This window comes from Mesorhizobium sp. WSM4308, from assembly GCF_002294905.1.
Lineage (GTDB): Bacteria > Pseudomonadota > Alphaproteobacteria > Rhizobiales > Rhizobiaceae > Mesorhizobium.
The window spans coordinates 154,926-168,916 of the sequence record NZ_NSFW01000010.1 but is presented as its reverse complement, the minus strand read 5'-3'; the positions used below and the strand labels follow the sequence as shown (position 1 = coordinate 168,916).

The following is a 13,991-nucleotide window of genomic DNA, read 5'->3' as shown; positions in this document are numbered from 1 at the left end:
ATGCGCGCAAACGGCGCTATCTGTTGGCGCCCGAGCCACCACTGGGCAGCGTTTGGTTAACGCGCGTTGAAAGGGCGGCTCGACCTTGCAGGTATTACGGCAACGTGAAATTTAACGATTTATGACACGATCCCCACCGATTATCGATTTGGCGGGGGAATTTTGAAGCAATGATCCGGAGATTCGGAAGCGATCAGCGTGGCAATTACGCGCTCATGACCGTCGTCGCCATGGTACCGCTCATGGGTGGCCTGGCAATCGGCGTCGACTATACGGAAATGACGCGGCAGCGACAAACCACCTTGAACGCGCTGGACGCTGCCGGCGTCGCCACTGCCCAGCAGATCGTTGCCGGCGCCAGCGATGCCGATGCCAAGGCCTACGCCAAGAATTTCTTCGAAGCCAATCTCGCACATGTCGATCCGGCCAACACCATGCTGGCCGTGACGCTGCCCAACAATAATACCGGCGGCGGCACCTTGAAGCTCTGTAGCACCTTGACCTACAAGCCCTACTTCCTGCCAACGGCAAAAATGCTGATAGGCGGAAGCGCCGCCAACAGCGACATCAGCTTCGATGCCTGCTCGGAAGTCCGCCTGAAGAATACGCTGGAAGTATCGCTGGTGCTCGACAATTCCGGCTCGATGACGGAACTCGGCCACGGGTCCAACAAGGTGCGGTTCGACCTCCTCAAGAGTGCCGCGAAGCAGCTGGTCGACCAGTTGGCCGGCCAGGCGCAGATGATGAAGCAGGTTACCAAACCGGTCCAGTTCAGCCTGGTTCCCTTCGCCGCCTCGGTCAATGTCGGCTCGGGCAATGCCTCGGCGGCATGGATGGACACGACCGGCATCTCGCCGATCCATCATGAGAATTTCGACTGGACGACCATGAGCTCTTCCTATTCGTCCACCAAATATGCCCAGAACATCGCCGGCGTCTGGTATGCGAAAGGCAATGGTTGGGACGCAACCCAGAAAGACCTGCCGTTGACACGGTTTTCGCTCTACAAGCAGATGAAACGGGTTTCGGCGTGCAGTTCGAAGAACTGGGACGGCAGTTGCGCTTCGAACGCGACATATACCTATGACACCGTCGCCAACTGGGGCGGTTGCGTCGAGTCCCGTCCCTACCCCTACAATATCCAGGATACGCCAGCTTCGACCGGAACGCCCGCAACCCTGTTCGTGCCGATGTTCGCACCTGATGAAACCGACCTCACCGACACCAGCAGCCGTCCCGCCAACAACAATTGGCGTACCGACACCACGCCCGGCAACAGCACCAGCGCGGAACGTCAGCGCTACATGCCGAAATATTTCGCCTCTCCGGGCAACACGGTTACGCCGGCCTATGGCATGGATGCCGGCCCCAATACGAGCTGCAGCACCACGGCGATCACGCCGCTGACCGATGTTTCCACGACAGCCGGCGCGACGTCGGTGAAGGCGGCTGTGGACGCCATGGCCGCCGACGGCGCCACCAATGTGCCGGAAGGCATGGCCTGGGGCTGGCGAACCCTTTCCAGCACCGCTCCCTTCACCGATGGGCGGCCCGAGACGGAACGAGGCAACGACAAGGTTCTGATCGTCCTAACCGATGGTGCGAACACCTATTACACACCAACTTCGGTGACGGCCCAGACCTACTCAGGAACCAATTGGGCCTATGGCGGCAACGACCTGGCGGGCAGCAAAGCGATCTATTCGTCGCTCGGCTATATCTTGCCTTTCAGCAGCGGTTACACATATGGCCGGCTGTTCCTCGGTACCAGCAGCAGCATAAGCAAGACAGACTATTCCAATTCGAACTACAGCAAGGCGATGAACGAGCATTTCACCACGCTTTGCAACAACGCAAAGACAGCTGGCGTCATGGTCATGACGATCGCGCTCGACCTGGATTCTACCAATACGGCGGAAAAAACACAGATGGATGCGCTGAAGGCCTGTTCGTCGGATTCCCGCTTCAGCAAGGATCCGACCGATCCGAGCAAGCCGATGAAACTGTTCTGGAATTCGACCGGAGCGACACTCTCCGACGATTTCAAGGCGATCGGCAACGAACTGTCCAACCTGCGCATCGTCAGCTGATCGCCAGGCCGCGAACGCCCTCCCCGATGGGCGTTCGCCTTAGATCGGATCGGGGCCGCAGGCCTGCATTGGTTAGCGGTTGGTGAAGCGCCGACCAAGCAATAGAGCGGTTTCCCAAATCCGTCCTTCAGCGTTTTGTGAAAAGCTGGCGTCAATCGAGAATCCGCAGGCGGGGGCCGCTGCAAGTCATGCATGAACTTTGGCGTCAGTTCCGCCGCGACAGGCGCGGCAACTATGCTCTTATGACTGTTGTGGCGATGGTGCCGCTGATGGGTGGCCTGGCGATCGCGGTCGACTTCACGGAAATGAACCGCGAAAAGCAGATGGTGACGAATGCGCTCGACGCCGCCAACTTCGCTACGGCGCGCCGGCTGACGGAAGGCGCGACCGATGACCAGCTGAGAGCCTATGCGCTCGACTTCTTCAATGCCAATCTGAACGATATCGATCCGGCCAGCGCGACGCTCAACGTCACCTTGCCCAGCAACACCAGCGGCGGCGGCCTGCTCACTATGACGGCGCAGCTGGCCTACAAGCCCTATTTCTATCCTGCCTTCGCCCAGCTCGTCGGCAAATCGGCAACCGATGCGAACCAGAAGATCAACTTCAGCGTCACCTCTCAGGTCAGGCTGAAGAACACGCTGGAAGTTGCCCTGGTGCTCGACAATTCCGGATCGATGACCACGCTCGGCACGGGCTCGGGGCAAAAGCGCATCGACCTTCTCAAGACCGCGGCCAAACAACTGGTCGACACGCTGGCCCAACAGGCGGTCATGATCAAGCAGGTCGACAAACCGGTGCAGTTCGGACTCGTGCCCTTTGCCGCTTCGGTCAATGTCGGCCCCGCCAATGGCAACGCCTCGTGGATGGACACGGAGGGCCTGTCGCCGGTGTCGAACGAGAATTTCGACTGGTCGACCCTGAACGCGGCCAACAAATATGCCCAGCAGACCAACGGCATCTGGTACAAACGTGGCACCGGCTGGGGCAGCGAGGAAGGGCAGATGCTGACCCGGTTTTCACTCTACCGGGACATGAAGGTCGTCACCAACCACGAGCGTGTCGTCAACAGCAAGCGGGTGGTTTGCGACGAGTACAATTCGAACAACACCTGCAAACGCAGCCACGACGAATATGACTACATCGATTCCTACGGTCCGTTCGCCAGCTGGCAAGGCTGCGTGGAGGCCCGGCCCTATCCCTACAATGTCAACGACGCTTCGCCGTCCGGCGGCTCGGCCAACACAGGCATAGGTGTCGGCGATCCGGCAACGATGTTCGTGCCGATGTTCGCTCCAGACGAACCCGGCAACCACTGGAAGCTCACGCAGGATCCCGACGAGGCCGCCCCGGTGACCTACGGCTCGGTGAACAGCTGGTGGAACGACGATCCTACGAGCAGCACCGGTCAAGCGCGGCTGCGAAACATGGCCAAATATTTCCAGCCGCGGCCGATCGATGCGCCGGCGCTGCCCGCCGGCAACGGCCCGAACTACAGCTGCACCACCAATCCGATCACACCACTGACCGATGTGAGCGTCGCCGATGGGGCCACCGCGATCAAGGCGGCTATCGACCTGATGCAGCCGAATGGCGGCACCAATGTTCCCGAGGGCATGGCGTGGGGCTGGCGGGTGGTCTCAAGCGGCGAACCGTTCACGCAAGGGCGCCAGGAAACGGAAAAAGGCAATGACAAGGTGGTGATCGTGCTGACCGACGGCGCCAACACCTACTACACGCCGTCCTCGCTTGGCTATTCGGACCCCGCCGACTCGAAATCGACCTATGCGTCCTACGGCTATCTCAACCCCGGCTACAACGGCACCTCGGTCGGCCGCATGTTCATGGGCACGTCGGGCGCCATCGGTCAGTTCGACTATTCGAACGGCAACTACACCAATGCGCTCAACGAGCAGATGGCAACGCTTTGCAACAACGCCAAGGCGGCCAACATCATGGTGATGACGGTAGCGCTCGACCTGTCGACGACCAAGGCCAGCGACAAGCTGGCGATCGATGCGCTGAAATCCTGCTCGTCGGACTCGCGCTTCCGCAAGGACCCGACGGATCCGAGCAAACCGGCGAAGCTGTTCTGGAATGCGACCGGCGCCAGCCTGTCGAACGACTTCAAGGAAATCGGCAACGAACTGTCGAACCTGCGGGTGGTCGGCTAAGGCGCGCCGCGCCGAAACGGCGCGCTTTGGGTCCTTCTTCATGCATGTCGTTGTCCCGAAACCGGAGGCACTTGAAACGACATGCAGCAACCGCTTCTCTGGCGTAACGCCTGATGCCGGCAAGCCCTTGCGGGCGCCTGCCGTGACAGGCAGATATTGGCTGCTCGCGGGATGGCACATCGATCGCGGGCGTGCTTGGGGACGAACAATGCCGGATACCGCCAACCATATCGCCTTCGCGCTGGTCTGCCTCGGCATGGTGCTGACGCCGGGCCCGAACATGATCTACCTGATCTCGCGCTCGCTGTCGCAAGGGCCGAAGGCTGGACTGATCTCGCTTGGCGGGGTCGCGGTCGGTTTCCTGTTCTATGTGCTGTCGGCGGCGTTCGGCATCACCGCGCTGCTGCTCGCCGTGCCCTATGCCTACGACGCGCTGCGCTTTGCCGGCGTGCTCTATCTCCTGTGGCTTGCCTGGCAAGCGGTGAAGCCGGGCGGACGTTCCCCGTCCCAGGTGCGCGATCTGCCGAAAGACCGGCCGCGCAAGCTGTTCGCCATGGGGCTGATGACCAATCTGCTCAACCCCAAGGTGGCCGTTCTCTATCTGTCGCTGCTGCCGCAATTCATCAGCATCGGCAAAGGCCATGTGCTGTCGCAGCTATTGGTTCTGGGCGCGACGCAGATCTCAATCAGCCTGACCGTCAATGCCATCATCGCGGTGACGGCCGGTTCGATCGCCACCTTCCTTGCCGGACGGCCATTGTGGCTGGTCATCCAGCGTTGGATGATGGGAGGCGTGCTGACGGCGCTGGCGTTGAAGATGGCGACCGACGCACAGCGCTGATATCCAGGCGCCGGGCCTCGTTCCTAGCCGCTGAAGGCTTTTTTCAAAAAAGCACGAACGTCGTTTATGGATCGATCGGCCGCGGCCGCGTTGTACTCCACCCGATGGCCGTAGGCCTCGGTTCCGACCTTGAACTCCGGGGCATCAAATGCATGGCGAGCCCCCTCGTAGACGTTCAGAAGGACCGGGCTTCCCTTGCCGTTGCGCCGAGCCATCATCTCTCGGCACTTCTCGGCGGGGCTGGAATCGTCAAGCTCACCGGCCAGAATCAAGGTCGGGACCGCCATGTCGCCATTTGCTACGGAACAATTTGGATAGTAGGCAATCGCCGCCTTGAATTTGCGTTCCGCCAGCCGCTCGGCGCCACCAAGTTGCACGGCCTCGAGCGTTGCTATCCCGCCAGCGGAGAATCCCAGCAAGGCTAAACGCCGCGGATCGACAAAACTGTATTTCGACAGGAACTCCTCGGCCCCGTAGGCATCGTAGAGACGATCAGCAAGCACGCCGCGATCACACGTCTCGTGAATGCCGCGCGTGCTGAAACTGTCGACAACGAGTACGACGTAACCCCAGGAGGACAGTCGGTCAGGCCAAGTTTGCCTGTCATTCGAGAGCACACCCGCGCAGCCGTGGAGAAGTACTATCGCAGGAAACGGTCCATTACCCTGAGGTTGCGTCAAATACCCCCTAAGCGGCGTGCCGGGAACAGCTTCCAGGACCTTGCCGCTTGCCTGGGCATTGCGCACCTGAAAAGGCGTTGGCGTTATCGCGGCACTTTCAAATTGCACCATCTGGCTGGCATCCGCATGCGCGGCGTTGTGCCCTGCGATGCCGAAGCAGGCCAGCCAAACGATTCTTTTCACAAGCCCCAGCATCTTGCGTGCCATCGGCAGACTCCGGCCATTGGGTGCCAGCGACGCCCTTGGCCGACGTTACAGACTTGGGCGTCCGCCTGGTTGCCGGAGATATGGTTTCCTACATCGGCCGGCGGATCGGCCGGATCTGCGCCGGCTCGACTACCTTGCGGTAGAGGTGCCAGGTGGCATGGCCCAGGATCGGCATGACCACGGCCAGACCGGCAAACAACGGGATGGAGCCGATCACCAGAAGCACGGCAACCAGCAGGCCCCACAGCGCCATCTGCAACGGGTTTGCCATCACCGCCCGGGCTGAGGTTTCGATTGCCGAGACGGCACCGACATCACGGTCGAGCAGCAACGGGAAAGCGATCACCGTTGTGGCCAGCACCACCACGGCAAAGACAAACCCGGCCGCATTGCCAAGCAGTATCAGGGTCCAGCCCTTGCCCGTCGTCAGCACGTCGCGGACAAAGGCGCCGATCGAGGCCGGCGGCTGGTCGCCGAACAGGCCGGTGTAGATCGATTGCGCGGTGTACAGCCACAATAGAAACAGCGCAAACAGCATGACGCCGATGACCGCGATCGACGGCAATGCCGGCGAACGGCGCACATCCAGCGCATGGCGCCAATTCGTGTTCATGCCGAGTTCGCGCCGGCGGCTGATTTCGTAGAGCCCGATCGCGGCGAAGGGCCCGACCAGGGCAAAGCCCGACATCAGGGGATAGACGAGCTGAATGGCGTTGGAACCCGAGCTCCACTGGGTAAGGATCAGGCCGACGATCGGGTAGATCAAACACAGGAACACGTAGTGGGACGGTTTTGCCCAGAAATCCCCGGCACCGAGCCTGAGCGCGTCCCAGAGATCCGCCGTGGTGATGCGGCGCACCGCGGGCTGCACATGCATCCCGTGGGCGTCCGCCATGACATGAAAGCCGGCCATAACCATCCTCCCGTGTGTCGGGGGCGGTCACCGCCGTGATGGCCGCCCGCAGCTGCCACTAGTAGATGTGGCAGCATAGCCGATTTGCCAGGGGTTGTCGCCGAATCGATGATCTTGGTCGGGCCCTCACGGGATTGTCATCGCCTGCCGGCAAAAGCCGGCCGCGCGGAACCTACTGCCGCGCGTTGAAGACCGCCTCGATATGATGGCCGTCCGGGTCGACGACGAAGGCGGCATAATAATGCGGACCATAGTCAGGCCGCAGGCCCGGGGCGCCGTTGTCACGGCCGCCAAGAGCAAGTGCCGCCGCATGAAATTGCGCGATGCTTTGACGATCCGGGGCGGCGAAGGCCAGATGAAAACCCGGACCAGGCGGGCGCTGCCCTTTCGGGCGAAGTTTTATCGCCAGCTTGTCGCCGCCGCCAGGAATCCCGTAGCCCACCGCCTGGTCGGGCTCGCCGGGCCTCAAATCATCCCAGACCCTGACATAGCCGAGTGGCGTCAGCACGGCGTCGTAGAAGGCCGCCGAGCGCTCGATGTTGGAGACGCCGAAAGAGACGTGGTGCAGCATGTCCTGGAAAATCCTTGTCCTTGGCTGCTGTCGACCGCTTCGTTTGTGCCGGCAGCCAGTGCTCAATTCACGGAACGTGTTCAACCAGACGGCCGAACATCCGGAAATCATGGTGCCCTTGAGGGCCACGTTTGGCGAGCCGCCTCGCCTCATTTTAGAACCCATGCATTTTAGTAATTGCTTAAATTACTCTTAGATATCCCGAGCGTATCACCTGGGCATTGCAAACCTTGGCGGCGGACGATGTTCACATTGAGAGGCTTCTGGCTTTCGAAGCGCGGCAACTTTGCCATGGCGACAGCCATAGCGATGCTGCCGATAATGGTTGTGGTGGCCGGCGCGATCGATCTGACAGGCACGAGTGACGACGCCGCGCAATTGCAAAACTCGCTGGACGCGGCTGGACTTGCCGTCGGCACGAAGTACCTGCCCAGCATGGCCGCGAGTGATGTCGAGGCACTTGGGTCGACATTCTTTGCGGCCAATTTGAGCCTCGCCGACCAGCAGGAATACGCAGACAGCGTCTCGGCTTTTTCGGCAACCGCCAGCGGCGATCCGAGCGCCTATTACATCTCGCTTTCATCCAGCATCAACCGTCCGAGCTTCATCAATGGCGCGGCCCCGTGGCCAGCTCACCGCTCGGCCACGGTCAAGATGAATCCCGGTGCGCAGGCCTGCGTTCTGGCGCTCGATCCACATGCGTCGGCCGCGGTAAGCCTACAGGGCTCGACCGATGTCTCCATGAGCAGTTGCGTCATCGCGGCAAACTCGGATGCGTCCGATGCTGTCAGCAGGGGCGGTTCCGCGCAGATTTCGGCGGGCTGCGTCTCGACCGTCGGCGGCACTTACGGGCTTTCGCCGCCCAGCGCCAATCTCACCTGCGGAGCCCCGCTCGAACATCAATATGCATCTTTCGATCCTCTGGCGGACGTTGTTCCTCCCCCTTACACATTGTGCCTGCCGGTCCCGAACGGCAGAACCTATACGCTGTCGCCTGGAACCTATTGCGACAAGACGTTGTCGGGAAACATCACGCTCAATCCGGGCGTCTACATCTTCCGAGGCGTCACCCTAAAACCCGGCGGCAATGGCAGCCTGACCGGTCAGGGCGTGACCTTATTCCTCGTGGAGGGCTCACAGATCATCATAAATGCCAATGAACAGGTGAACCTGTCCCCGCCCACCAGCGGTCCCTACGCCGGCATCACCATTTTCGAGAACAGCGGCAACACCTCGGCCCTGACGCTGAATGGCGGTGCAAATTCCGCGATCAGCGGGTTCGTCTATGCGCCGGACGCGGCGATATCCTTTGTCGGCAACTCGGATATGAGCGGTCAGGGCGATTGTCTGAGGCTTGTTGGCTCCACCGTGCAGATGACCGGAAACTCATCCATCAAAACCGACTGCACCGCCGTGTTTGGAAATCGCGAGATGTATGCCAGCCGCCTCATCACGCTTGTGAAATGAGAGGCCAACCTGCATTTCCATCTCGGATTTTACGGCCCTGCCCGGCAAAAGCCATGATCGCCATTATGTCAGGTGGGCATGATAGTCGCGAAAACTGCAAACTCCCCAATCCCGCATCCGAACTGGCGCACGTTGCTCAAGGTCGCCGGCCTTGCAGCCATTGCCGCGCTTTCCGCCTGCAGCACCGTCTCTGTACCGACGGGCGAAGGTGCCGGCGTCTCTTCCTCCGCCACGGCTACTCTGTCGGGCTTGCGCGCCTCAGCCGGGCTCGGCCCGCTGACGCCGGACGCCCAGCTCGAACAGGCGGCGCTGCAGCAGGCCGGCTATATGGCGTCGCGCGAGCGCATGAGCCACACCACGGGCTGGGGCAAGGATTTCGCATCGCGGATGAAGGACAATGGCGTGCGGGGCGCTGCGGCCGAGAACATCGCCGAAGGCCGCTTCGACCAGCAAAAACTGTTCGACATCTGGATGCATTCGCAGGGCCACCGGCGCAACATGCTCGATCAGGATTTCAGCCGCTTCGGGCTCGCCTATGTCCGCGACGGACGTGATCCCAACCTGCGCTATTGGTCGCTGGTGCTCGGCAGGTAGCGTCTTGCCAAGGCCGCTTCGGCTATTTCGCCAGCACCAACCGGCACGCCAATCCCAGTCCATCTAGACGGCAGGCGGACCGCCCGCCCACGGCTCAGTCCATATGCGCTGCAGGCGCGCCGCCGGCCGGACCAGCCTTTGGCTTGCGCAGCAGGAAGACGAACGGGATGGCGGCCAGCGTCATCACCATCAGTATTTTGAAGTCATTGACGTAGGAGATCATCATCGCCTGGAGATTGACCATGCGATCGACCTCCGACAGTGCCATCAGATCGCCGCCCGCGGCGGCCGGCGAGACGGCCCAGAGATTGGGATTGAACGGACTGATGAAGGCCGAAAGCTCGGCGTGGTTGATTTGCGTGTTGCGCACCAAGAGCACCGTCACGACCGAGACGCCGATCGACGAGCCGAGATTGCGCACCAGGCTGAAGAGCGCGGTTGCGTCGGTGCGGTAGCGCGCGTCGAGCGTGGCGAAGGCGACCGTCGACAGCGGCACGAACACCATTCCCATGCCCAGGCCCTGGATCACGCCGGAGCTGATGATAAGCCAGTTATCCATCTGCGGGGTGAAGCTCGCCATGGTGTAGAGCGACTGCGCGGTCAGCAGAAAACCGATGACGACGAGAATCCTGGCGTCGATCTTTCCCATGATGCGCCCGACGACGAGCATCGAGATCATCGTGCCGATACCGCGCGGACCGATGACGATGCCGATGGTGATGGTCGGATAGCCGAAGATGGTCGACAGCATCGGTGGCAGCAGCGACATCGAGGCCAGGATGAGCACACCCATGACGAAGATGAACGCCAGCCCGGTCACGAAATTCTGGTCGAGGAAAATCTTCGGATCGATGAAAGGATGCTCCGCGGTCATCGTGTGAATGATGAACACCCAGAAGCCGGTGATGGCCAAGCCGAGTTCGATCCATATCTCGACCGAGGAAAACCAGTCGACCTCGCCGCCGCGATCCAGCATCAGCTGCAGCGCGCCGACGCCGAGCGATATCATGGCAAAGCCGAAGAAGTCGAAGCTGCGCACCCGCCGGGCAATGGCCGGTAGATAGGCCGCCATGCCAAGGAAGGCGACGATGCCGACCGGCAGGTTGATGAAGAACACCCAGCGCCAGTTGAAATTCTCGGTCAGCCAGCCGCCCAGAGTCGGGCCCAGGATCGGCCCCAGCATGATGCCGGCGCCCCAGATCGCCATTGCCTGGCCGTGGCGCTCCTTGGGATTGATGTCGAGCAGGAATGTCTGCGACAGCGGTACGATGGCGGCGCCGAACACGCCTTGCATCAGCCGGAACAGCACAATGGTCTCAAGGCTCCAAGCCAGGCCGCACAGCATGGAGAAGATGGTGAAGCCGACCACCGCCGTCAGGAACAATTCCTTGCGGCCGAAGCGGTCGGCCAGCCAGCCGGTGACCGGCGTCATGATGGCTGCGGCGACGATATAGGAGGTCAGCACCCAGTTGATGTTGTCCGGGGAGGCGCCGAGGTCGCCCGTCATGGTCGGCAGCGCGACATTGGCGATGGTGGTGTCGAGCGCCTGCATGATCGTCGCCAGCATGAGCGCAACCGTGATCAGGCCGCGATGCGGCACTTCTCGAAATGGCTCTGGCGTGCTCATGATGCGGAACTTCCAGCAGGTAACAAAACCGTGTACACAGGGGTTTCCGGGCGGCAAAAGCCTTCCGTTGAGAGACCTTCATCGCGGTGGGACGCGATTATCGATGTGGGGGTTACATCGACCGAAAGTCTCTGATGAGCGGATGCCTGCCGCCCGGAAACACGAGGACCGAAGGGTCCGTGTCGAAGAATTCAGATTTCAGCCAGGCCGCGACGCGGCTTGAACCGAACGCTGATCCTTCTCACTCCTCCCCTCAGACCAATCCTTGGCTGTCCGCTTCACCTGCCTGGCGCCGTGGACTTCCGCCGACTTACTGCACGACCTCGCCAGCCGTGGCGTGGCCGAATATGGCGGGAAAGCCGCGGGCAACGCCGGTATCGACGGTGACCGAGGCGCTCATGCCGGTCCGCAGCGCCATCTTGGCGTCGGGATCGGTCAGTTCCAGTCGCACCGGGATGCGTTGCGTGACCTTGACCCAGTTGCCGGTGGCGTTCTGGGCTGGCAGCAGCGAGAATTCTGCCCCCGTTCCCGCACCGATCGCCTTGACCGTCGCCTCGAACGTCTTGCCCGGATAGGTATCGACGACGATCTCAGCCTTCTGGCCCGGCTTCATGTTGGTGAGCTGGGTTTCCTTGAAATTGGCATCGATCCAGGTGTCGTTGGTCTCGACCAGCGAAAACAGCGGCGTGCCGGAGCCGACGAACTGGCCGACCTTGAAGGACGAGGCCTGGGAGATGACGCCATCGGCGGGCGCCTTCACCGTGGTCCGCGCCAGGTCGTAGGCGGCCTTGTCGCGCGCGGCGAGCGCGGCCATCACGGTCGGATGCTTGTCGGTTTCGATATCGGGGTTGCCGCCGAGCGCGGCCTTGGCGCTGATGATGCCCTGCTGGGCGACGGCGACCTGCTGCTTTGCCTTGTCGAGGTCGTTGCGGGCCTCGTCCAGAGACGATTTGGCGTTGATGCCCTTCTGCGCGAGATCGGCGGCGCGGTCATACTGCGACTGGGCGTAGTCGACCTCGCTGCCGGCGGACTTCTCCTGTGCCATCGACTGGCTGTAGGCGGCGCGCAGCTGCTCGACATTGAGCCGCGCGGCGGCAACCGCGGCGTCGGCCTGGGCAAGCGCGATCCGGTAAGGCTCGGGATCGATGGTGAACAGAAGGTCGCCCTGCTTGACCATCTGATGGTCTGATATGGCAACCTGGACGATGCGGCCGGCCGTGTCCGAGGCGATCGACACCTTGGCCTGCTGCAGATTGGCGTTCTCCGTCCCCTGATAGCGGCCGCCGGTCACCCAGACATAACCACCACCGATGACCAGCGCCGCCGGCAAGACAAGCATCAGGAGGAAGCGGCCCATGCGGCGCTTCTTCTTCGGCGCCGGAACCGACTCCGCGGGCGGAGCTACCGCGACGGGAGCGGCGGCCGGCTGGGCCGGGGCTTCCATCTCGACCTTGGCGGCGTTTTCGTCGACTTTGGCTACCGCGTTCATGCTGCTGCGCCTTTCGTAGGCTCGATTTTTTCCGAGGTATCGCCGTCGGCGAGGTTCTGCGCCATCGCATCGAGCGCCCTGATCAGGACACGACGGTCCTCCGGCGAAACGCCTACGAGCGATTCCTCATAGACCTCGCCGGCCAGGCTCTTGACCTCGGCATAGGCGGCGCTCGCCTTGGCCGTCGGAAAGATCATGCGTACGCGGCGGTCGGCGGCGTCGGCGCGGCGCTCGATCCAGCCGCCCTCCTCCATCCGGTCGACGAGGCGCGAGACGCTGATCGGCTCGATTTCGAGCAACTCCGCGAGCCGGGCCTGGGTAACGCCCTCTTCCTTGGCGACGCGCACCATCAGGCGCCATTGCGCCGACGACAGGCCGAGGCCGCTGGCACGCGTCTCGAAACGCTTGCGCATCAGGCGCTGCACGTCGTGGATCAAAAATCCCAATCTGTCGATGCCGTCGGAAACCATGAGCGGTATATATAATAAGCGTGCTTACTATTCAAGCGCCACGTCGTTCAAAAGCCGGCAAATATGCATGCCCACCGTGAGCGTCGACGATTGGTCGACGCCTCAGCAACCGATGCGCGGCAGCCGGGCAGCGAGAGTCGCTGTTTTGGGCGCTGCAGCCGCTGGTCGCACATGACATATTGATGTACAGCCGCAGGTCAGGATCGGGGGATCGACGCCATGCCGACGCTTTACGCGCTCAAGCCGGCTTTCCAGGGAAGACTGCGGCCGTTGGTCAACCAGCTGGCGGCGAACGGCGTCACCGCAAACAGCATCACCATCCTGGCGGCCCTGATGTCGATCGTGGCTGGAGCGGCCATCGCGACCCTGCACGAATGGCGCTGGCTGCTGCTACTCATTCCCGTGGTGCTGTTCGTGCGCATGGCGCTCAATGCGGTGGATGGCATGCTGGCACGCGAACATGGCCAGGCTTCGACGCTCGGCATGTATCTGAACGAGATTTGCGATGTCGTTTCGGACCTGGCACTCACCTTGCCTTTCGCGGCCTTTGCGCAGTTCAGCGCATGGGGCGTCATCGCCTTTGCCATCGCCGCGGTGCTGGCCGAGTTCGCCGGCGTGCTCGGCATCGCCGCCGGGATCGGACGCAACTATGCCGGTCCGTTCGGCAAGAGCGACAGGGCGCTGGCGCTGGGCGTGGTGGCGGTCCTGTGCGCTGCCGGGCTGTGGCCGGTATCCATCGCGCCTTTTGTGTTTCCGGCCATGGCAACGCTTTCGCTGCTGACCGCCATAAACCGGATACGCGCCGGTCTTATTGGCAGCGCCAGCTGAGCACCGGGGGCTCGCAATGCCGCCAGAGGGGAAGACGATG

12 protein-coding genes are annotated in these 13,991 nt (G+C 62.0%); 6 read left to right on the top strand and 6 right to left on the bottom strand.

Annotated features, from left to right (window positions below):
• Window positions 1-170 precede the first annotated feature (170 nt).
• The 3 genes from CK227_RS20075 (at window position 171) to CK227_RS20065 (ending at window position 5,105) form a co-directional block, all read left to right on the top strand.
• Window positions 171-2,090 carry a TadE/TadG family type IV pilus assembly protein gene (locus CK227_RS20075; RefSeq protein WP_095770549.1) on the top strand — a complete coding sequence of 640 codons (1,920 nt, stop codon included), beginning with the start codon at window positions 171-173 and terminating at the stop codon, window positions 2,088-2,090.
• A gap of 188 nt (window positions 2,091-2,278) precedes the next feature.
• Window positions 2,279-4,264: a TadE/TadG family type IV pilus assembly protein gene (locus CK227_RS20070; protein WP_179296317.1), complete on the top strand. Its 1,986-nt coding sequence runs from the start codon at window positions 2,279-2,281 to the stop codon at window positions 4,262-4,264.
• A 208-nt stretch (window positions 4,265-4,472) separates the two neighbouring features.
• Entirely contained in the window at window positions 4,473-5,105 is a 633-nt protein-coding gene (locus CK227_RS20065) for a LysE family translocator (RefSeq protein ID WP_095770550.1), read from the top strand.
• A gap of 23 nt (window positions 5,106-5,128) precedes the next feature.
• On the opposite strand, the gene CK227_RS20060 is transcribed toward CK227_RS20065, so the two are convergent.
• The 3 genes from CK227_RS20060 to CK227_RS20050 form a co-directional block, all read right to left on the bottom strand.
• Window positions 5,129-5,992, bottom strand: coding sequence for a dienelactone hydrolase family protein (locus tag CK227_RS20060; protein ID WP_245317985.1), 864 nt, complete (start codon window positions 5,990-5,992; stop codon window positions 5,129-5,131).
• An 88-nt stretch (window positions 5,993-6,080) separates the two neighbouring features.
• A complete protein-coding gene (locus tag CK227_RS20055; protein WP_095770552.1) occupies window positions 6,081-6,905 on the bottom strand; it encodes a DUF2189 domain-containing protein in 825 nt (274 codons plus the stop codon).
• 172 nt (window positions 6,906-7,077) lie between these two features.
• Window positions 7,078-7,476 (bottom strand): VOC family protein, encoded by a 399-nt coding sequence (locus CK227_RS20050; protein WP_095770553.1) that lies wholly within the window; start codon window positions 7,474-7,476, stop codon window positions 7,078-7,080.
• A 243-nt stretch (window positions 7,477-7,719) separates the two neighbouring features.
• Here CK227_RS20050 and CK227_RS20045 point away from each other — a divergent pair, with 243 nt between their 5' ends.
• Together CK227_RS20045 and CK227_RS20040 are read left to right on the top strand one after the other, a co-directional pair.
• Window positions 7,720-8,943: a TadE/TadG family type IV pilus assembly protein gene (locus CK227_RS20045; RefSeq protein ID WP_095770554.1), complete on the top strand. Its 1,224-nt coding sequence runs from the start codon at window positions 7,720-7,722 to the stop codon at window positions 8,941-8,943.
• 78 nt (window positions 8,944-9,021) lie between these two features.
• Window positions 9,022-9,537 (top strand): CAP domain-containing protein, encoded by a 516-nt coding sequence (locus tag CK227_RS20040; protein ID WP_095770555.1) that lies wholly within the window; start codon window positions 9,022-9,024, stop codon window positions 9,535-9,537.
• A gap of 94 nt (window positions 9,538-9,631) precedes the next feature.
• On the opposite strand, the gene CK227_RS20035 is transcribed toward CK227_RS20040, so the two are convergent.
• From CK227_RS20035 to CK227_RS20025, 3 genes are all read right to left on the bottom strand, one after another.
• Window positions 9,632-11,164, bottom strand: a complete 1,533-nt coding sequence (locus CK227_RS20035) for a DHA2 family efflux MFS transporter permease subunit (RefSeq protein WP_095770556.1) — start codon at window positions 11,162-11,164, stop codon at window positions 9,632-9,634.
• A gap of 310 nt (window positions 11,165-11,474) precedes the next feature.
• A complete protein-coding gene (locus CK227_RS20030; protein WP_095770557.1) occupies window positions 11,475-12,653 on the bottom strand; it encodes an HlyD family secretion protein in 1,179 nt (392 codons plus the stop codon).
• Window positions 12,650-13,123 carry a MarR family transcriptional regulator gene (locus tag CK227_RS20025; protein ID WP_095770558.1) on the bottom strand — a complete coding sequence of 158 codons (474 nt, stop codon included), beginning with the start codon at window positions 13,121-13,123 and terminating at the stop codon, window positions 12,650-12,652. The genes CK227_RS20030 and CK227_RS20025 overlap by 4 nt, the downstream gene beginning before the upstream one ends.
• Window positions 13,124-13,342: 219 nt before the next feature.
• Here CK227_RS20025 and CK227_RS20020 point away from each other — a divergent pair, with 219 nt between their 5' ends.
• Window positions 13,343-13,951 (top strand): CDP-alcohol phosphatidyltransferase family protein, encoded by a 609-nt coding sequence (locus CK227_RS20020; protein WP_095770559.1) that lies wholly within the window; start codon window positions 13,343-13,345, stop codon window positions 13,949-13,951.
• Window positions 13,952-13,991: the final 40 nt, after the last annotated feature.